Here is an 18,262-nt window from a genome sequence, read left to right as displayed (position 1 = left end):
AGTTGTGACGTGGGCCACATGGATCAGAACCTTAGGGGGCCGATCGTGTTTCGCACACGCGGTGCACAGGTTCGTTCTCAAGTCGTCACACGTTCGGGGTCGCCGGGTCCGCCGACACGCAGGCGACCGGTGTAGTCCGACCACGTCGCGGGCACCGGACGACGCATGACGACGCCGAGCGACTGGCGGACCGCGCTGGACGGGCTGCCGCTGGAGGAGCGGCTCAAGGCGCTGCTCGTCTACGAGCTCGCGGCCGACCGCGCCGCGGGCGCGCCGATCGAGGTGACGACCGCGACCCTGCGCGCGGCCGCGCAGGCCGAGGGGCTCGACGACAGCGGGCCGTGGATCGACGTCGCGGCGGCGCGGATCAGCGCCGGCCGGACCGTCGCCCTCTAGCTACGAGGACGCCCGCACGACCAGCTCGGTCGGCAGGACGGCGGACTGGTGGGTGTCCCCGTCGACGCCGGAGATGAGCCGCAGGAGCATCTCGGCCATCTCCCGGCCCATCTCCTCGACCGGCTGGCGCACCGTCGACAGCGGGGGGTCGGTCACCCGGGACAGCGGCGAGTCGTCGAACCCCACCACCGCGACGTCCTCCGGCACGCGGCGCCCGGCGTCGCGCAGCGCCCGCAGCGCGCCGATGGCCATCAGGTCGTTCGCGGCGAAGACGGCGTCGAGGTCGGGGTGGCAGGCGAGCAGCGACCGCATCGCCTGCAGCCCGCTGACCTCGCTGAAGTCGCCCTCGACCACGAGCGCCGGGTCGTCGGCCAGGCCCGCGGCGGTCAACGCCGCGCGGTAGCCGGCCAGCCGGTCCTGGCCGGCGCCCATGTCGCGCGGACCGCTGATGGTCGCGATCCGCTTCCGGCCGTTGTCGATCAGGTGCGCCACCCCGGCCCGCGCGCCGCCGATGTTGTCGACGTCGACGTAGGCGCCCCCGTACCCGCTGGGCGGCCGACCGCCGAGCACCACCGGCAGGCCGCGGGTGCGCAGCAGCTCGGGCAGCGGGTCGTCGCCGTGCAGCGAGACCAGCAGCACGCCGTCGATGTGCTGCGGGGTCAGGTACCGCTCGAGCGGCCGCTCCTCCCCCGCCGCCAGGGCCAGCACCAGCTGCCGCCCCGCGGCCGAGACGCCCGCGCTGATCCCGCGCACCACCCCGGCGAAGAACGGCTCGCTGAAGACCCGCTCCTCGCTCTCGGAGATGACCAGGGCCACCGCGTCGGTCCGCCGGGTCACCAGCGCCCGCGCGGCGAGGTTCGGCACGTAGCCGAGCTCGGCCACCGCGGCCTCGACCGCCTGCCGGGTGTGCGCGGACACCTGCGGCGAGCCGTTGATGACCCGCGACACCGTGCCGCGGCCGACGCCCGCGCGCTCGGCCACCTGGTCGAGCGTGGGGCGGTCGGTCGGGGCGGTCACCGCGTCAGTATCCCGATCGGTCGCGGTGCGCACGGAGGAAGTCGGCGTACCAGCGGCCGCTGTCCTTCACCCGGCGCTGCTGGGTGGCGTAGTCGACGTGCACGACGCCGAACCGCTTGCTGTAGCCGTGCGCCCACTCGAAGTTGTCCATCAGCGACCAGACGAAGTAGCCCTTGAGCGGCACGCCGTCGGCGATCGCCTGCTGCGCGCTGGCCAGGTGGGCGGCGAGGAAGGCGGTCCGCTCGGCGTCGTGGACGGCCCCGTCCGCCGTCACCACGTCCTCGTAGGCCGAGCCGTTCTCGGTGACGTAGAGGGGCAGGTCGCCGTAGTCGCGCTGCAGCCGGCGCAGCAGGTCGCCGAGCCCCTCGGGGTCGACACCCCAGCCCATCGCGGTCAGCGGCGTCTCCGTCGGCCCGAGCGCGGCCAGGTTGGTGCCCGGCATCGGGGACGTGCTGACCACCTGGGTCTGGTAGTAGTTCACGCCCAGCAGGTCCAGCGGCGCCGCGATCGTCGCGGCGTCGCCGTCCTGCTCGAAGGAGAAGTCGGTGACCCCGGCCAGGTCGGCGCGGACGTCGTCGGGGTAGCTGCCGCGCAGCAGCGGGTCGAGGAAGATCCGGTTCTGCCAGCCGTCGGCGCGCCGGACCGCGTCGGCCACCGCGGGGTGGTCGTCGACCGGCGTCATCGGCGCCAGGTTGAGCGTGATGCCGACCTGCTCGGCGCCGCGGGCCCGCAGCGCCTGGACGCCGAGCCCGTGCCCGAGCAGCAGGTGGTGGACGGCGGCGACCGCGGCGTCGTGCTCGTGCCGGCCGGGGGCGTGGGCGCCGCTGGCGTAGCCGAGGAAGGACGAGCACCACGGCTCGTTCAGCGTCGTCCAGTAGCGGACCCGGTCACCGAGCGCCTCCGCGACGACGTCGGCGTAGTCGGCGAACCGCTCCGCGGTGTCCCGCACCGGCCAGCCGCCGGCGTCCTCGAGCTCCTGCGGCAGGTCCCAGTGGTAGAGCGTGATCCAGGGCTCGATGCCCCGATCGTTGAGCTCGTCGACCAGGCCGCGGTAGAAGTCGAGGCCCTTCTGGTTGACCGGCCCCCTGCCACCCGGCTGGATGCGCGGCCAGGCGACGGAGAACCGGTAGGAGCGCAGGCCGAGCTCGGCCATGAGCGCCACGTCGTCCCGCCAGCGGTGGTAGTGGTCGGCGGCCACGTCGCCGGTGTCGCCGTCCCGCACCCGGCCCGGGGTGTGGCTGTAGGTGTCCCAGATCGAGCGACCGCGCCCGTCCTCGTCGGCCGCGCCTTCGATCTGGTAGGCCGCGGTCGCCGCGCCCCACAGGAAGTCGGCGGGGAAGCCGGCGGGGTCGGGGGTGCCGGGAAGGGTCACGGATCTCTCTCCTCGTTCAGACGGGGACGACGGCTCGGGAGCGCTCCCAGCAGCCTGCGGCAGCCGGGAGCGGCGGTCAACGCCCGATCGGGCGAGCGGGTCAGTCGTCCTTGAGCAGCTGGTCGCGCAGGAAGGTCTTCGGGTGGTACTTGCGCAGGTCGAGCTCGCGCAGGTCGGCGAACTCGTCGCCGAGGTCGTCGCTGACCTGCCCGCGGACGTCGCGCATCGCCGAGCGGATGTGCTTGAGCGCGGTGGCCGCTTCCTTGGCCAGGCCGGGCAGCCGGTCAGGGCCGAAGATGAACAGCGCGGCCAGGGCGAGGACGACGATCTCGCCCCAGCCGATCGAGTCGAACATCGTCGCTCCCCTATCGCTGACCGACGGGCTCGTCGAGGGACGACGGGGTGGCGTCCAGCGGGGAGGCCTCGTCGTCGCCGACGTCGTGGAAGGACTCCACGTCGGCACGGCGGGCCCGGCGCTTGTCCACCACCCGGGCGATCTGGATGGCCGCCTCGAACAGCAGGCACATCGGCAGCGCCATCAGCAGCATCGTGAACGGGTCCTGGGTGGGCGTGATGAACGCGGCGAACACGATGGTCAGGAAGAAGATCCACCGCCGCGACTTCTTCAGCACCGCGTACGTCAGGACGCCCACGAGGTTCAGCGCGACCGCCAGCAGCGGGACCTCGAAGGAGACCCCGAACGCCAGCAGCACGCTGACCACGAACCCGAGGTAGTCCTGCGCGGTCAGCGCCACGGCCACGTTGTTGCCGGCCAGGCCGATGAGCAGGGTCAGCCCCGCCTTGAGCGAGTAGTAGGCCAGCACCGCACCCAGGGCGAACAGCGCCGAGGAGGCCGCGACGAAGGTCAGCCCGTAGCGCTTCTCGTTCTGCTTGAGGCCGGGGGTGATGAACCGCCAGATCTGGAACAGCCAGAACGGGGCCGAGAGCACGATGCCGGCGATGAACGCGATCTTCAGCCGGATCAGCGCACCACCGAACACGTCGGTGATCAGCAGCGCGCAATCCGACCCGGACCCGCCCAGCGCCCGCTGGTCCGAGGGCACCGCGCAGTAGGGCGCGCGGATGAATGCACCGAGACCGTGGTCGTACCACCAGAAGCAGATCGCGGTGGCGATCGCGATGAACAGCAGCGCCAGCGCGATCCGGTTGCGCAGCTCGCGCAGGTGCGCGATCAGGCTCATCGTCGCCGCCGCATCACGCGGCGGCCGACGCTTCCGGCCGGCGGCCATGTCGACCCTCCCCCGGCGTCCCTGTCAGCGGATCGGGTCGGACACCGAGGCGCGGGCGGCATCCGCCCGCGCCCGCGCCTCGGCAGCGTGTGCCTCGGCGGCGCGGGCCTGCTCGTCCAGGCGCACCGCCTCGAGGTCGACCTCACCCGGGACGACGACGGGCCGGGTCGCCGAGGGAGTGCCGTCGTCCTTCATGCCCTTCATCTCGCCCTTGAAGATCCGCAGCGAGCGGCCGAGCGAGCGCGAGGCGTCGGGCAGCTTCTTGTAACCGAACAGCAGCAGGACGGCCAGGATGATCAGGCCGATCTCGAGCGGACCCAGGTTCACGGTTGACTCCTCGTCACTTGCCGAAGCCGGCGGTCAGGCCGCTGAGCAGCTGACGGCGGCCGATGGCGTACAGCACGATGATGGGCAGGGTGGTCAGCACGACCGAGGCCGCGATCGCGGGGACGTTGACCCCGTACTGGCCCTGGAAGTTCCACAGCGCCAAGGGCAGCGGCCGCTGCTCCGGGCTCTGGATGAGGATCAGCGGCAGCAGGAAGTTGTTCCAGATGGTCAGCCCCTGGTAGATGCTCACCGTCACGATCGCCGGGCGGGTCAGCGGCAGCGCCAGCCGCCAGAGCATCGTCCACTCGCTGGCGCCGTCCATGCGCATCGACTCGAACAGCTCCCGCGGGACGTCGCGGATGAAGTTGCTCAGCACCAGGACCGACAGCGGGATCGCGAAGGCGATCGACGGCAGGATGATCGCCAGCAGGGTGTCGTAGAGCCGCAGCTTGATGATGATCAGGAAGATCGGGATGACGACCGCCTGCAGCGGGACCGCCAGGCCCAGCAGGAAGATCGAGTTGGTGAACCCCAGGAACCGGCCGCCGGTGCCGCGGATGATCGCGTAGGCCGCCATGAACGAGAAGATCACCGCCGGCACCGTGGCGCCGAGGGTCACGATCACGCTGTTGACGAAGTACGACGCGAAGTCGGCATCGATGACGAACTTGTAGTTCTCCAGCGTGGGCTTGCCGGGCAGGAACGGGTTGGTGATGAAGTAGCTGGCCCTGGTCTTGAAGCTCGTGACGACGATCCAGTAGATAGGGATGACCACGATCAGCAGCCAGATCCAGCCGACCGCACCGCCGAGCCAGTTCTTGCGCTCGCCGCTCGGCTGACGCCGACGCCGCGGCTGCCCCTGGCCCTGCTCCGCCTGCGCGGACTGCCCCACCTCGGGAGCGATGACCGACGTCACGTCAGGCCCCTTCCAGCTGGCTCTCGTCACCCCGGCCGCCCAGCCGCCGCAGCAGCAGGGCCAGCAGGAGCCCGATGACGACGAGGATGGTGGCGATCGCACAGGCCGGGCCCATGAGGTTCGCCTGGAACCCGGTCTTGTACATGTCGAGGGCGAGCGAGCGGGTGGCGTCGCTCGGGCCGCCCTCGGTCAGCACGAAGATGAGGTCGAAGAAGGTCAGCGAGCCGACGACCATCAGGGTCGAGGACAGGATGATCGTGTACTTGATCTGCGGCAGCGTGATGCTGAAGAACTGCCGCACGCGGCCGGCGCCGTCCAGCTGCGCCGCCTCGTACATCGAGACCGGGATCTGCCGGACGGCGCCCTGGTAGATCAGCGAGTGGAACGGGATGAACTGCCAGGAGACCACGAAGACCACGGTGGCCAGCGCCAGTCCGCTCTCGCCCAGCCAGTTCTGCTGCAGGATGCCCAGCCCCAGGCCGGCGCCGAGCCCGAAGTTGGGGTCGAGCAGCGCCTTGTAGGTGATGGCGATCGCCGCGGCCGAGAGCAGCAGCGGGATGAAGTACAGCACCGCGAGGAACTCGCGGTAGCGCTGGTTACCGGCGAGGAAGACGCCGATGAGGATGCTCACGGGCGTCTGGAACAGCCACGACAGCGCCATGATCTCGAAGGTCACCCAGAGCGCGTGCGGCAGCCCGGGGTCGGTGAGCACCTGGTGCCAGCTGTCGAAGCCGCTCGGCTTGATGACGCCGAGGGTGTCCCAGGTGGTGAAGCTGAGGCCCAGAACGCCGAGGAGGGGGATGATCCCGAACCCGGCGAACATGATCAGGGCCGGCAGCACCATCCACCACACGCGGCCGTGGCCGCCGGCCGCCGGCGCGGACCGCGAGGTCTGCGCCGACGACACGGCGGGTGGTGCCAGGGCGGTCACTTGCCGATGACCTGGTTCATGCTGTCGGCGAACTGCTGGGGCGTGATGGACAGCTGGAACAGCTTCGCGATGTTGTCCAGGAGCGACTCGGCCGCAGTCGGCGAGAGCGCCTGGTCCCACGACTGGGCGAAGACCTTGGCCTTGCTCGCCGTGTCGTAGACGAACGTCAGGAAGTCGGCGTCGTCACTGCTCTTGAGCTGGCTGTCGCTGCCGTTGACGATCGGCACACCACCAGTGTCGATCCACGCCTTCACTTCCGCGTCCTGGAGGACGCCCTCGGAGAAGAACTTCTTGGCGAGGTCCTTCTGCTCGTCCGAGGCCTTGGCGTTGATCGACAGGTACTGACCGGGGTTGCCGACGGTGTCGCTCGGGTCGCCGGTACCGCCCTCGACCGGCGGGAAGTTCATCCAGCCCAGGTTGCCGCCGGTCACGAAGTCGCCGCCGTCGGTCTTCATGCTCGCGTAGGTCCACGAGCCGTGGAGCATCATCGCGGCCTTGTCGGTGTAGAGCAGCGCCTGGTCGGCGTTCTGGTCGGCGACGATCGACTCGAAGCCGTTGATGAAGCCGTTCGCCTTGACCAGGTCCTGGATCATCGTCAGGCCCTGGATGGAGGCGGGGTTGGACCAGGCGTTCGCCTCGCCGTCGAAGACGGCCTGGAACACCTCGGAGCCACCGACGCGGTCGAAGGCGAACTCCAGCCACATCATGTTGGTCCACCGGGACTGGCCGGCGAGGGAGAACGGCGCGATGCCGGCGGCGTTGAACTTGGGGACCAGGGCCATGATGTCGCCCCACGACTGCGGGGGCTGGGCGCCGACCTGGTCGAACAGCTTCTTGTTGTAGAAGAGGACGATCGGCTGCACGGTCTCGGCCGGCATGGCGTAGATCTTGCCGTCGATGGTCGCCGGGCCGAACGAGGACGGGAACAGCCGGTCCTTGACGTCACCGTTGCTGCCGAACCACGAGGTGAGGTCCTCGACCTGACCGGCGTCGACCCAGCTCTTCAGGCCGCCGCCGCCCCAGCCCCAGATGATCGTCGGGCCCTGTCCGGCGCCGAGAGCCGTCTTGATCTTGGTCTTGTAGGCGTCGTTCTGGAAGGTCGTGGTCTTGATCTGGTGGTCGGAGTTCTTCTTGTTGAAGGCGTCGACCGCACCCTGGCGGATGTCCTGCTGCGGCTCACCACTGAGGAACCAGTAGGTGGCGCCACCACTGCTGGCCTGACCCGGGCCCGAGCTGCCGCAGGCGCTGAGCGCCAACGCGCCGGCGGTGGCCGCCGACAAGCCGAGGAAGTTCCGCCGGGAGAGGGAAAACTGTCCGAGATCCACGCTGGTCTCCGTTGTCCAGAGGCCGCGGCGCCGAGCCCCGCGGCGGATTCATCGCCGATGGTGCGGACTCCTCCTGCGAGGTACTGGAAACGCTCCCACGGATGTGCGAGTGTGAGCAGCACCACGTCGGAGGCGACCGCGCGGCGGACGCTACTTTTCGGTGTGAGACCTGTCAACGGGCGGTTGTGCTATCGCTCACAGTGCGCCAGAGTGAACCGGCCTCAAGCGCCCTGCCTGGGCAGATGTTCGCCTTAACATGCCCCGAACCTGCCCGAAATGGCGCAAAACGGCCCGAAAAGTCGATACAATAACGAGTTCGTAACAACTTTCGAGGAGCCTTCGTGACGGCCACGTCCGACCCTGACACCGCCTCCCCCGCGGGCACCTGGCGGGACACGGCGCTGCCGGCCCTCGAGCGCGCAGAACTGCTCCTGCGCGAGCTGACGCTCGAGGAGAAGGTGGCCCAGCTGGGCAGCCGCTGGGTCGGCAACGACATGCAGCACGAGGAAGCGCCCGCGGCGGACCCGGCCGAGGCCGGCTCCGAGGCCGAGGTGCTCAACGTGGCACCCATGCAGGACGTCTTCGCCGCCTCGGGCACGATCCCGCTGGAGGAGGCGAGCCGGCACGGGCTGGGCCACCTGACCCGCGTGTACGGCAGCGTGCCGGTCTCCGCGGCCGACGGCGCGGCCGACCTGGTCCGGCAGCAGCGCATCGTGCTGGCCAACTCGCGGCTGGGCATCCCGGCCCTCGTCCACGAGGAGTGCCTGACCGGGTTCACCGCGTTCCGCGCCACCGTCTACCCGGCCGCGATCGCCTGGGGCGCCACCTTCGACCCCGAGCTCGTGGAGCGGATGGCCGCGGCGATCGGCCGCGACATGGCCGCTCTCGGCGTGCACCAGGGCCTGTCCCCCGTGCTCGACGTCGTCCGCGACTACCGGTGGGGCCGGGTCGAGGAGACCCTCGGCGAGGACCCGCACCTGGTCGCCACGCTCGGCACCGCCTACGTCCGCGGCCTGCAGGGGTCCGGCGTCCTGGCCACGCTCAAGCACTTCGCCGGGTACTCCGCCTCGCGCGCGGCGCGCAACCACGGTCCGGTGTCGATGGGCCGCCGCGAGCTGCTCGACGTCGTCCTGCCGCCGTTCGAGGCCGCGGTGACCCTGGGCGGGGTCGGCTCGGTGATGAACTCCTACGCCGACGTCGACGGCATCCCCGCCGGCTCGGACTCCTGGCTGCTCACCGAGCTGCTGCGCGACGAGTGGGGGTTCACGGGCACCGTCGTCTCCGACTACTGGGCCGTGCCGTTCCTCGCCACCATGCACCGCGTCGCCGCCGACGCCGACGAGGCGGGCGCGCTGGCGCTCACGGCGGGCATCGACATCGAGCTGCCCGACACCCTGGGCTACGGCGCCGGGCTGGTCGAGCGGGTCCGCCGGGGTGAGCTGGCCGAGGAGGTCGTCGACCGCGCGGCCCGCCGCGCGCTCCTGCAGAAGGCCGAGCTGGGGCTGCTCGACCCGGACTGGACGCCGGAGGACTCGGTGGCCGGCGCCGACGGGGTCGACCTGGACTCCCCCGCCAACCGGGCCCTCGCCCGGGAGCTCGCCGAGCGCTCCGTCGTCCTGCTCGACGCCGGGACGGCGCTGCCGCTGCTCGGCGAGGGCCGGCCGGAGCTGCGCCGGGTCGCCGTGGTCGGACCGTGCGCCGACGACGGCCGCACGATGATGGGCTGCTACGCCTTCCCCAACCACGTGCTGCCCCGCTACCCCGACGCCGGGCTCGGCATCGAGGTGCCGACCGTCCTCGACGCGCTGCGCGGGGAGTTGCCGGGCATCGAGCTCGTGCACGAGCGCGGCTGCCCGGTGCAGGACGAGGACCGCTCGGGCTTCCCCGCCGCGGTCGAGGCCGCCCGCGGGGCCGACCTGTGCGTCGCCGTCGTCGGCGACCTGGCCGGTCTGTTCGGCCACGGCACCTCCGGGGAGGGCTGCGACGCCGACGACCTGCGGCTGCCGGGCGTGCAGGCCGAGCTGCTCGAGGAGCTGCTGGCCACCGGCACGCCGGTGGTCGTCGTGGTCGTCTCCGGCCGCCCGTACGCGCTGGGCGCGGTGCACGGCCGCGCCGCCGCGCTGGTGCAGGCCTTCATGCCCGGTGAGGAGGGGGGCGGTGCCGTCGCCGGCGTGCTGTCCGGCCGGGTCAACCCCGGCGGCAAGCTGCCCGTGCAGATCCCGCACCGCCCCGGCGGTCAGCCGCACACCTACCTGCAGCCGCCGCTCGGCGGGGCCGAGAGCGCCGGCATCAGCAGCGTCGACTCGACCCCGCTGTTCCCCTTCGGGTTCGGCACCTCGTACACGACCTTCGAGGTCGACGACCTTCGGCTGTCCGCGGCCGAGGTGCCCACCGACGGCGAGTTCAGCGCGACCGTGCGGGTGCGCAACACCGGCGAGCGGGCCGGCGACGAGGTCGTGCAGCTCTACCTGCACGACGTCCTGGCGTCGGTGGTCCGGCCGGTCAAGCAGCTGACCGGGTTCCGGCGGGTCTCGCTGGAGCCCGGCGAGGCGGTGGACGTCCGGTTCGACGTGCACGCCGACCGGACGGCGTTCCACGATCGCGCGTTGCGCCGGGTGGTCGAGCCCGGGGACGTCGAGGTGCTGGTCGGGACCTCGTCGTCCTCCCTGCCGTGCCGTGGGGTGGTCCGCCTGACCGGATCGCTGCGCGAGGTCGGCACCGACCGCCGGCTGGTCACCCCGGTCCAGGTCGAACCCGCCGGAGGCAGCTCATGAGGCCGGTTCCCACCAAGGACGGGCGCCCGACGCTCGCCACCGTCGCGGCCGCGGCCGGGGTGTCGGTGGCGACGGTCTCGAAGGTGCTCAACGGGCGCAGCGACGTCGCACCGGCCACCCGCGGGCTGGTCCAGGAACTGCTGGAGCAGTTCGACTACGCCGGGCGGCCGGCCGACGCGGTGCGCCGCGCCGTGCCGGCCACCCGCCCGACCGTCGAGCTGGTCTACGCCGGGGAGCTCAACGCCTACTCCACCGAGGTGCTGCAGGGCCTGCTCGACGCCGGGCAGGAGATGGACGTCGCCGTCGTGGTGAGCATGCGGCGGCACGGGCAGCGCCGCTCGGGCAGCGGGCGGCCGAGCGCGTGGGCCAGCGAGCTCGCCGCGGCGGGACGGCGCGCGGTGATCACCGTCGTCGACGAGCTCACCTCCTCCGACCTCACCGCCCTGTCGCGCGCGGGTCTGCCGCTCGTCGTCATCGATCCCGTGAACCTGCCGCACGTCGACGTGACCAGCGTCGGGTCGACCAACTTCACCGGCGGGCTGTCGGCCACCCAGCACCTGCTCGACCTGGGCCACCGCCGGATCGCCTACCTGGGCGGGCCGGCCACCTCGGCCTGCAACCAGGCGCGGATGCACGGCTACCGCGCCGCGATGGACGCCGCCGGGCTGCCGGTCCTCCCGGAGTACGTGCGCTACGGCGGGTTCCTCCACGAGGACGGGCTGGTGCAGGGCGGCGTGCTGCTCGACCTGCCCGAACGGCCGACCGCCGTGTTCGCCGGCAGCGACGAGACCGCGGTCGGGGTGCTCGAGGCGGCGCGGGCACGCGGGCTGCGGATCCCGGATGACCTCAGCGTCGTGGGCTTCGACGACACCGAGCTGGCCCGGCTCTCCTCGCCCGCGCTGACCACGGTGCGCCAGCCGCTGCAGGAGATGGGCAAGGTGGCGATGCGGACGGCGATGCGGCTGGCCGCCGACGAGGAGGTCGAGTCGCACCACGTGGAGCTGGCCACCGAGCTGGTGGTGCGGCAGTCGACCGCCCCGGCGCCGGCGGTGCTCCGCGCGCACCTGGCATCGTCGGGCGGGTGAGCACCCCCGATCCGGCCGCCCAGGGCCGCGACCGCGCCGACGAGTTCCTCCGCCTGCTCGACGCCGACGACCCCGCCGCCCAGGCGCTGCTGGACGGGCTGAGCGAGATCCGCGACCTGGTCTTCCTCGGCGCCGGGCTGACCGGTCTGGCCCGCGCCCTCGGCCGGTCGCTGCCGCCGGCGCAGCGCGCCCAGGCCAGCACCCGGCAGCTGCGGCTCGCCTCCCTCCGCGACGGCTCTCGCGACGACGTCGACGGCCTGCGCACCTGGCTGCGGCGCTCCGGCGAGGAGGTGCTGTTCCTCCGCTCGCTGCGCGCCGCCGCCGACCGCGCGGTCAGCTGAGCCGGGTCGAGATGCGGGCCACCGGCAGCGCGGCGACGAGCACCGCCGCGACGAGCGCGTAGGTCCACGGCAGCCCGACCGCCGCCGCCACCAGGCCCGGCACGAGCGCGCCGATGGCCGTGCCTGCGTCGAAGGAGGCGTTCCACAGCGCGCTCGCCGTCGTCGTCCCGGCGTCCCCGGCCCGGCCGAACGCGGCCAGCAGGGTCAGGTTCTGCGTCGCCCCGAACCCGGCCCCGAAGACGGCGGCGCCGGCGAGCAGCACCGCATCGGCGCTGCTCAGCCCGACCGCGACGAGCACCAGCCCCAGCGCGCCGACGACGACCGCGACCGGCAGCAGGACCCGGTGCCCGATCCGGTCGGCCAGCACGCCGGCCCGCCAGCGGGTGAGCGCCCCGGTGATCCCGAAGACGATCAGCGCGACCGTGGCGAGCACGCCGTCCGGGCGCTCGATCGGCAGGAAGGTGACCAGCGCGCCGCCGGCCAGGGTGACCACCAGCAGCACCGCCGACGGCGCGAGCGCGGCCAGCGCCGCCCGTCGGGAGCCCGTCCCCCCGGACGTGGAGCCCGGCGGCACGGCGCGGACGAGACGCGGCAGCAGCGGCAGCGCCAGCACCGGCGAGGCGGCCAGCCAGGCCAGCCACGCGGGGTGCCCGGCCAGCACGAGCGCCACCCCGGCCGGGACGGCGACGAGGTTGGGCACCGCGATCGCCAGGCCGTAGAGGCCGATCGACTCGCCGCGCCGCTCGGGCGGGGCGACCAGCGCGGCCAGCGTCGAGCCGAGCACCGTCAGGACGGCGAACCCCGCGCCGCGCACCGCCGAGACCGCGCTGAGCCAGCCGAGGCCGTCGTCCAGGACGTAGAGCGGAGCCGGCGCGCCCAGGGCGATCAGCCCCGCGGCGAGCACCGGCCCGATGCCGAACCGCGCGGTGAGCGCCGGCACGGTCATCTGCACCGCGATCGTGACCAGCAGGAACACGGTGGTCACCGCACCGGCGGTGGTGGCGCCCGCGCCCCCGGCGACCGCGTAGGCCGGCAGCGAGGCGAGGGTCAGGCAGTAGCTGGCGAAGCCGAGGGCGGTCGCGCCGACCAGGGCCTGGAGAGCGGGCGTCCGCCACAGCGCCGTCCGTGCCTCTGCCCCCTGCATGCGCACACGGTAAGCAGAGCGGGTGCCCCTTCTGACCGTCGGCCACGGCCCCGACGACCGTGTCGCGCTCGCCGGGCGCCTCGCCGGGGCCTCGGTCGGGACGGTGGTCGACGTCCGGCGCTTCCCCGGCAGCCGGAACAACCCCGATGTCCGGCGCGAGGCGCTGGCCGAGTGGCTGCCCGAGGCCGGGATCGGCTACCGCTGGGAGGAGCGGCTCGGCGGCCGCCGCTCGCTGCCGAAGGGCGAACCGGTGGCCGACGCCTGGTGGACCGTCGCGCAGTTCGCGGCCTATGCCGCGCACACCCGCACGCCGGAGTTTTCCGCGGCGCTCGACGAGGTGCTGGCCGAGGCCCGGGCCGGCGCGGTCGCGGTCATGTGCAGCGAGAGCGTGTGGTGGCGCTGCCACCGGCGGCTGATCGCCGACGTCGCCGTCCTGGCCCGGGATGTGCCGGTGACCCACCTGATGCCCGACGGCCGGCTGCGCGCGCACGAACCCAGCGCCGGCGCCGTTCTGGGCGGCGACGGCCAGGTGCACTGGCCGTAGCGCTCAGACCCAGATCTCCCCCAACGCGCGCAGGACGTTGCCGCCCAGCACCGCGACGATCTCCTCGTCGCTGCACCCCGCCCGCACCAGCCAGGCCGCGATGTTGTGGAAGTTCTCCGTCGGGTTCTCCAGCCCGTCGACGTAGGGCACGCGCTCGGGCACGGGGGCGCCCGGCCGCGGCTCGGTGGCCAGCAGCGACGCGAACGTGGTGTGCAGCCCGACGTGGTCCCCGTAGAGGGTGTCCGGGCCGAACGCGACGTGCTCGATGCCCACGAGGTCCGCGCAGTAGGCGAAGTGGTCCATGACCGACGCCAGGCTGTGCCGGGGGTGCTCGTGCGACACGGTGGTGTGCGGGGCGGCCGACATCCCGATCACCCCGCCGGTGTCGGCGACCGCCCGCAGGACGTCGTCGCCCTTGAGCCGGGGGATGTCCCACACCGCGCGGGCGCCGGCGTGGGTGATGAACACGGGGCGGTCGGACACGGCGCAGGCGTCGATGCCGGTCCGGTCCGAGGAGTGCGAGACGTCGATCGCCAGTCCGAGCTGGTTCATCCGCCGCACCGCACGGCGCCCGAGGGTGGTCAGGCCGCCGTCGACGGCCTCGTTCAGACCCGAGCCCAGCGCGTTGGCGTCGGAGTAGGCGATGCCGATCTGCCGCACCCCCAGTCCGAAGAGGACGTCGAGCTTGTCCAGGTCGTTGCCGATGGGGGTCGCCGCCTCCAGCCCGAGCACCAGCCCGACCCGGCCCGCCGCGTGCGCCGCCTCGATGTCGGCCACCGTGCGAACGACGACGACATCGGACTGGTGGGCGAGGTCGGCCTGGCGCATGCCCAGGTCGGTGATGACGTCGTCCCACTGCCACGGTGCGTTCCCGGTGACGCAGGCGGTGCCGTCCATCATGTTGTCGAACACGACCGTGAGCCCCGCGGCGCGCAGCCCCGCGAAGGCGGTGTGCTGCCGGCCCGTGCGGTTGTACCGCGGGGTGTCGGCCATGTCCGCAGGGAAGCGGACCGGGTGGTCGTGCAGGCTGATCGTGATGTGCTCGGCGAGCAGCCGCTCGGCGCGCGCCACCTGCTCGGGGGTGAACCCGCCGTCGTAGGCCGGCACCCGGCCGAACTCCGGTGCGAGCTCCACGACCGGCAGCCCCAGATCTCCCTGGAGGTAGTCGTAGGAGGAGTAGCCGCTCACCGGGCACCGGCCAGCCGGGTCCAGAGCGCCGACCACGCGCGCATGCCCTCGTCGATCCGCCGCACGCGGAGGAACTCGTTCGGCGCGTGGTGCTGCTCGTCGGCGGTGGCGAAGGAGAAGAACAGCGTCTTCGCCCCGAGCGCCTCCTCGAACAACGTGGTCGCCGGCAGGGTGCCGGCGATGACGGCGAGCAGCACCTCCTGGTCGGGGTACACCTCGCGCAGCGCCTCCGTGGCGGCGGTGATCGCCGGGTGGTCGGGTTCGATCCGGTAGGCCGGCACGCGTCCGGGGTCGCCGCGCACCTCGATCTCCACCCCGGGCACGTCCAGCGCCGCCACGTGCGCCGCGATCGCCGCCACGACGCGGTCCGGGTCCTGCCGGCCGACCAGCCGGCAGGACAGGTGCGCGACCGCCCGGTGCGGGATGACCGTGTACTTGCCGCCGCCGGAGATGCCGTTGACCTCCAGGGTCGGCCGCTCCCACAGCCGCTCGAGCGTGCTGTAGCCGGCCTCGCCGAACAGCGCCGGGGCACCGACGGAGGCCCGGTAGGCCTCGTCGTCGAAGTCGACCGCGCCGATCTCGGCCCGCCGCTCCGAGGTCAGCTCGGGGACCCCGTGGTCGAAGCCCGCGACGGCGACCCGGCCGTCGGGTCCGTGCAGGGAGGCCAGCACCGTGGCCAGGGCGTGCAGCGGGTTGGCCACCGTGCCGCCGTAGCGACCCGAGTGCAGGTCGGCCGCGGCGCCGGTGACCTCGATGTCCAGCGCGACGAGGCCCTTGGACGCGATGGACAGCGACGGCTCGGTGGGCCGCCACATCGCGCCGTCGGCCGAGATGACCAGGTCGGCAGCGAGCTCCTCGGCGTGCGCCCGCACGTAGCCGGGCAGGTGCGGGCTGCCGATCTCCTCTTCGCCCTCGAGCAGGAACTTGACGTTGAGCGGCAGCCCGCCGCGCTGGGCCAGCAGCGCCCGCGCGAGCGCCAGCACCAGCAGGACCGGGCCCTTGTCATCGGTCACCCCCCGGCCGCGGACGACGTCACCGTCGCGCACCATCTCGAACGGCGGGGTGGACCACTCCCCCAGGTCGCCGGTGGGCTGCACGTCGTAGTGGCCGTAGACCAGCACCGTCGGGGCGCCGGGCGCGCCGAGCCACTCGCCGCGCACCACCGGGAAGCCGTCGGTCTCCTCGACCCGGCCGTCGGCGAACGCCAGCCGCGCCGCGAGCCACTCCGCCGTCGCGCGCATGGTCTCCGCCGACGCGCTGCGGCTCACGCTCGGCAGCGCGACGTACTCGGCGAGCTCGGCCAGCACCTCCTCGGCCGGCGGCAGCTGCAGATCCGGGCTCCTCACGGCGTCCCCTCCCAGGTGTCCCCGCGCGCGGCGACCAGGGCGGCCGTGCGCGCCATCTCGTTGCCGACGACCATCAGCCCCTCGTCCACGCCCATCCCCGGCTTGGCCAGCACCTGCGCGGCCTGGCAGGCCATCGCGACGTGCGCCGAGACCTGCGCCGAGCGGTCGGTCTCGTTGCAGGTGCCGCCGCAGTACGCCTCCAGGCCGGCGTCGCGGACGAGCAGCAGCGCCTCGACCGTGTTGGTCACCGAGCCGAGGTCGGGCATCTTCACGTGGACCACGTCCGCGGCCCGCTCGGCGACGAAGGCCCGGACGTCGTCGAGGGTGTTGCACCACTCGTCGACGACCAGCCGGACGCCGCTGCCCAACCGGGCCAGCTCGGCACGCAGCGTCGCGTAGGCGACCAGCTGGGCCGAGGTGCTGCCGGCGTCGACCGGGTGCTCGATCGCGAGCTCGAACGGCGCGCACAGCTCGCCCAGCCGGGCCAGGTAGGCGGCCACCGCGGACAGGTCTCCGCCGAACGCGAGCCCGGGGGTGCCGTAGGTGTCCACGTGCAGCCGGGGTCGGTAGGCGCCGTCGGGGCGCAGCGCGCGGATGCGCCCGACCAGCCAGCCGAGGTACTCCTCGAGCAGTTCGCCGCGCGCTCCGAAGGCGGACTCCACGTTGTTGACCAGCCCGTGCGGCAGCACGTCGACGCCCTTGAGGATCATCTTGTCGGCGTTGACCCAGCGCTCGTCGCCGGTCTGCGCGTAGAGCGGGACCGGGGTCAGCGGGGCGCCGGTGGCGTACTCGGCGCGGACCACCTCGGCCATGGTGCGGCGGGCGACCCGCGCGGCGGCGCCGAGCACCGCCTGGCTCACGCCGTAGCGCACCGCCGTGTGCAGCGGCCCGTCGTCCGTGGCCACCGCGTCGAGCGCCCCGGCCAGGTCCCGGAAGCCGGCGACCGGGGTGCCCACCAGCCTCGGCGCCAGGTGGGTCAGGACGTCGGCGCGCGCCTGCTCGGCGGAGAAGACCGGGTCGCGGCCGCCGGCTCCGCTGTACTGGACGGCCGCGCAGTCGCCGAACTCGACCGAGCCGTCCTCGAGCACGAGGACGACCGACAGCGCCTCCCCCGGCTGGCGGATCGCGCGGAACCCGGGGGTCAGCGGGTCGCCGACGTATTGGAAGCCGTCGTGCCGGGCGCCGCGGCGGATGGCTGCCTGGTCGTCGGCGAAGAAGCCGGCGCGCACGGGAACGGCCAGGACGTCGACGATCCGCACTCAGCCGGCCAGCATCGTCTTGATCGAGCGCCGCTCGGACATCGCCGCGTAGCCGTCGGCCACCTGCTCCAGCGGCAGCTCCAGGTCGAAGACCGGGCCCGGGTCGAGGCTGCCGGCCAGCACCCGGTCGATCAGGTCCGGTAGGTACCGGCGCACCGGGGCGACGCCGAGGCTGATCGTCAGGTGCTGGCGGAACGGCGGGAACAGCCCGAGCTGCGGGGTGGTGTGCGGCACGCCGACCGCGCCGATCGTCCCGCCGACGCGGGCCATGCCCAGCGCCATGTCCCACGCCTCCGGCGTCCCGACCGCCTCGACGACGTGCCGGACGCCGCGGCCGCCGGTGAGCTCGCGGACGGCCTCGATGCCGGCCTCCCCGCGCTCGGCGACGACGTCGGTCGCGCCGAAGGCCCGGCCGAGGGCGGCCCGGTCGTCGTGCCGGCTCATCAGCACGACCCGCTCGGCGCCGAGCACCTGCCGGGCGCCGAGCACCGCGCACAGGCCCACGGCGCCGTCGCCGATCACCGCGACCGTTGCGCCCTCGGCGACCCCGGCCAGGACGGCGCCGTGCAGGCCCGTGCCGGCGACGTCGCTGAGCGCGAGCAGCGCGGGGTAGAGCTTCTCGTCGACACCGTCGGGACCGCCCGGGACGACGACCAGCGTGCCGTCGGCCTGCGGCACCCGCACCGCCTCGCCCTGGCCGCCGTCGGTGCCCGGCGCGCCGAAGGTGCCGCCGTTGTCGCACCGGGTCTGGACGCCGTCGCGGCAGGCCGGGCAGGTGTTGTCCGACCACTGGAACGGCGCCACGACGAGGTCGCCGGCCCGCAGCGTGGTGACCGCAGCACCGATCTCCTCCACGACGCCGATGAACTCGTGGCCGAGCCGGCTGCCGGCGGGGCGGTTGATGACGCCGCGGTAGGACCACAGGTCCGAGCCGCAGATGCACGACCGCAGCACCCGCACCACGGCATCGGTGGGCTCGGCGAGGGCGGCGTCGGGGACATCTCCGACGGTGACGTCCCCGGCGGCCTGGTAGAGGGCGGCGCGCAT

General features: G+C 73.2%; 18 protein-coding genes. 5 read left to right on the top strand and 13 right to left on the bottom strand.

Features of this window, described 5'->3' with window-relative positions; all coding sequences use genetic code 11:
• Window positions 1-165: 165 nt before the first annotated feature.
• A complete protein-coding gene (locus GGQ55_RS15985; RefSeq protein WP_179718339.1) occupies window positions 166-396 on the top strand; it encodes a hypothetical protein in 231 nt (76 codons plus the stop codon).
• On the opposite strand, the gene GGQ55_RS15980 is transcribed toward GGQ55_RS15985, so the two are convergent.
• The 8 genes from GGQ55_RS15980 to GGQ55_RS15945 form a co-directional block, all read right to left on the bottom strand.
• On the bottom strand, window positions 397-1,413 hold the full coding sequence (locus GGQ55_RS15980; RefSeq protein WP_179718337.1) for a LacI family DNA-binding transcriptional regulator: 1,017 nt from the start codon (window positions 1,411-1,413) through the stop codon (window positions 397-399).
• Window positions 1,414-1,417: 4 nt separating this feature from the next.
• Window positions 1,418-2,785, bottom strand: a complete 1,368-nt coding sequence (locus tag GGQ55_RS15975; protein ID WP_179718335.1) for a GH1 family beta-glucosidase — start codon at window positions 2,783-2,785, stop codon at window positions 1,418-1,420.
• Between the two features lie 100 nt (window positions 2,786-2,885).
• Window positions 2,886-3,140: a twin-arginine translocase TatA/TatE family subunit gene (locus GGQ55_RS15970; RefSeq protein ID WP_179718333.1), complete on the bottom strand. Its 255-nt coding sequence runs from the start codon at window positions 3,138-3,140 to the stop codon at window positions 2,886-2,888.
• Between the two features lie 10 nt (window positions 3,141-3,150).
• Window positions 3,151-4,035 carry a twin-arginine translocase subunit TatC gene (tatC, locus tag GGQ55_RS15965; RefSeq protein ID WP_246323825.1) on the bottom strand — a complete coding sequence of 295 codons (885 nt, stop codon included), beginning with the start codon at window positions 4,033-4,035 and terminating at the stop codon, window positions 3,151-3,153.
• A 24-nt stretch (window positions 4,036-4,059) separates the two neighbouring features.
• A complete protein-coding gene (gene tatA / locus GGQ55_RS15960) occupies window positions 4,060-4,362 on the bottom strand; it encodes a Sec-independent protein translocase subunit TatA (protein ID WP_179718331.1) in 303 nt (100 codons plus the stop codon).
• 13 nt (window positions 4,363-4,375) lie between these two features.
• The gene (locus GGQ55_RS27095) at window positions 4,376-5,278 is read right to left on the bottom strand and encodes a carbohydrate ABC transporter permease (RefSeq protein ID WP_218859299.1); all 903 of its coding nucleotides are present in this window, start codon (window positions 5,276-5,278) and stop codon (window positions 4,376-4,378) included.
• 1 nt (window position 5,279) lies between these two features.
• Window positions 5,280-6,209: a carbohydrate ABC transporter permease gene (locus GGQ55_RS15950; RefSeq protein ID WP_218859298.1), complete on the bottom strand. Its 930-nt coding sequence runs from the start codon at window positions 6,207-6,209 to the stop codon at window positions 5,280-5,282.
• On the bottom strand, window positions 6,206-7,534 hold the full coding sequence (locus GGQ55_RS15945; RefSeq protein ID WP_179718329.1) for a substrate-binding domain-containing protein: 1,329 nt from the start codon (window positions 7,532-7,534) through the stop codon (window positions 6,206-6,208). Before GGQ55_RS15945 ends, GGQ55_RS15950 begins: the two co-directional genes overlap by 4 nt.
• A gap of 341 nt (window positions 7,535-7,875) precedes the next feature.
• On the opposite strand from GGQ55_RS15945, the gene GGQ55_RS15940 reads away from it, so the two are divergent.
• The 3 genes from GGQ55_RS15940 to GGQ55_RS15930 are packed head-to-tail and all read left to right on the top strand — an operon-like array spanning window position 7,876 to window position 11,734.
• On the top strand, window positions 7,876-10,308 hold the full coding sequence (locus GGQ55_RS15940) for a glycoside hydrolase family 3 N-terminal domain-containing protein (protein ID WP_366489465.1): 2,433 nt from the start codon (window positions 7,876-7,878) through the stop codon (window positions 10,306-10,308).
• Entirely contained in the window at window positions 10,305-11,393 is a 1,089-nt protein-coding gene (locus tag GGQ55_RS15935) for a substrate-binding domain-containing protein (protein WP_179718327.1), read from the top strand. The genes GGQ55_RS15940 and GGQ55_RS15935 overlap by 4 nt, the downstream gene beginning before the upstream one ends.
• The gene (locus GGQ55_RS15930) at window positions 11,390-11,734 is read left to right on the top strand and encodes a hypothetical protein (RefSeq protein ID WP_179718325.1); all 345 of its coding nucleotides are present in this window, start codon (window positions 11,390-11,392) and stop codon (window positions 11,732-11,734) included. The genes GGQ55_RS15935 and GGQ55_RS15930 overlap by 4 nt, the downstream gene beginning before the upstream one ends.
• Here GGQ55_RS15930 and GGQ55_RS15925 read toward each other — a convergent pair.
• A complete protein-coding gene (locus GGQ55_RS15925) occupies window positions 11,727-12,878 on the bottom strand; it encodes an MFS transporter (RefSeq protein ID WP_179718323.1) in 1,152 nt (383 codons plus the stop codon). The genes GGQ55_RS15930 and GGQ55_RS15925 overlap by 8 nt on opposite strands.
• A gap of 22 nt (window positions 12,879-12,900) precedes the next feature.
• On the opposite strand from GGQ55_RS15925, the gene GGQ55_RS15920 reads away from it, so the two are divergent.
• The gene (locus GGQ55_RS15920; protein WP_179718321.1) at window positions 12,901-13,422 is read left to right on the top strand and encodes a DUF488 domain-containing protein; all 522 of its coding nucleotides are present in this window, start codon (window positions 12,901-12,903) and stop codon (window positions 13,420-13,422) included.
• Between the two features lie 3 nt (window positions 13,423-13,425).
• Here GGQ55_RS15920 and GGQ55_RS15915 read toward each other — a convergent pair whose 3' ends face one another.
• From GGQ55_RS15915 to GGQ55_RS15900, 4 genes are read right to left on the bottom strand one after another with little or no spacing between them, the layout of a single operon-like run.
• On the bottom strand, window positions 13,426-14,610 hold the full coding sequence (locus tag GGQ55_RS15915; RefSeq protein ID WP_366489462.1) for a dipeptidase: 1,185 nt from the start codon (window positions 14,608-14,610) through the stop codon (window positions 13,426-13,428).
• Window positions 14,607-15,956: a M20/M25/M40 family metallo-hydrolase gene (locus GGQ55_RS15910; protein ID WP_179718319.1), complete on the bottom strand. Its 1,350-nt coding sequence runs from the start codon at window positions 15,954-15,956 to the stop codon at window positions 14,607-14,609. Before GGQ55_RS15910 ends, GGQ55_RS15915 begins: the two co-directional genes overlap by 4 nt.
• Window positions 15,953-17,215 (bottom strand): methylaspartate ammonia-lyase, encoded by a 1,263-nt coding sequence (locus GGQ55_RS15905; RefSeq protein WP_179718317.1) that lies wholly within the window; start codon window positions 17,213-17,215, stop codon window positions 15,953-15,955. Before GGQ55_RS15905 ends, GGQ55_RS15910 begins: the two co-directional genes overlap by 4 nt.
• A complete protein-coding gene (locus tag GGQ55_RS15900) occupies window positions 17,216-18,262 on the bottom strand; it encodes a zinc-binding dehydrogenase (RefSeq protein ID WP_179718315.1) in 1,047 nt (348 codons plus the stop codon).

The organism is Petropleomorpha daqingensis (genome assembly GCF_013408985.1).
Classification (GTDB): Bacteria; Actinomycetota; Actinomycetes; order Mycobacteriales; family Geodermatophilaceae; genus Petropleomorpha; species Petropleomorpha daqingensis.
This window is presented reverse-complemented; position numbering and strand designations above follow the sequence as displayed.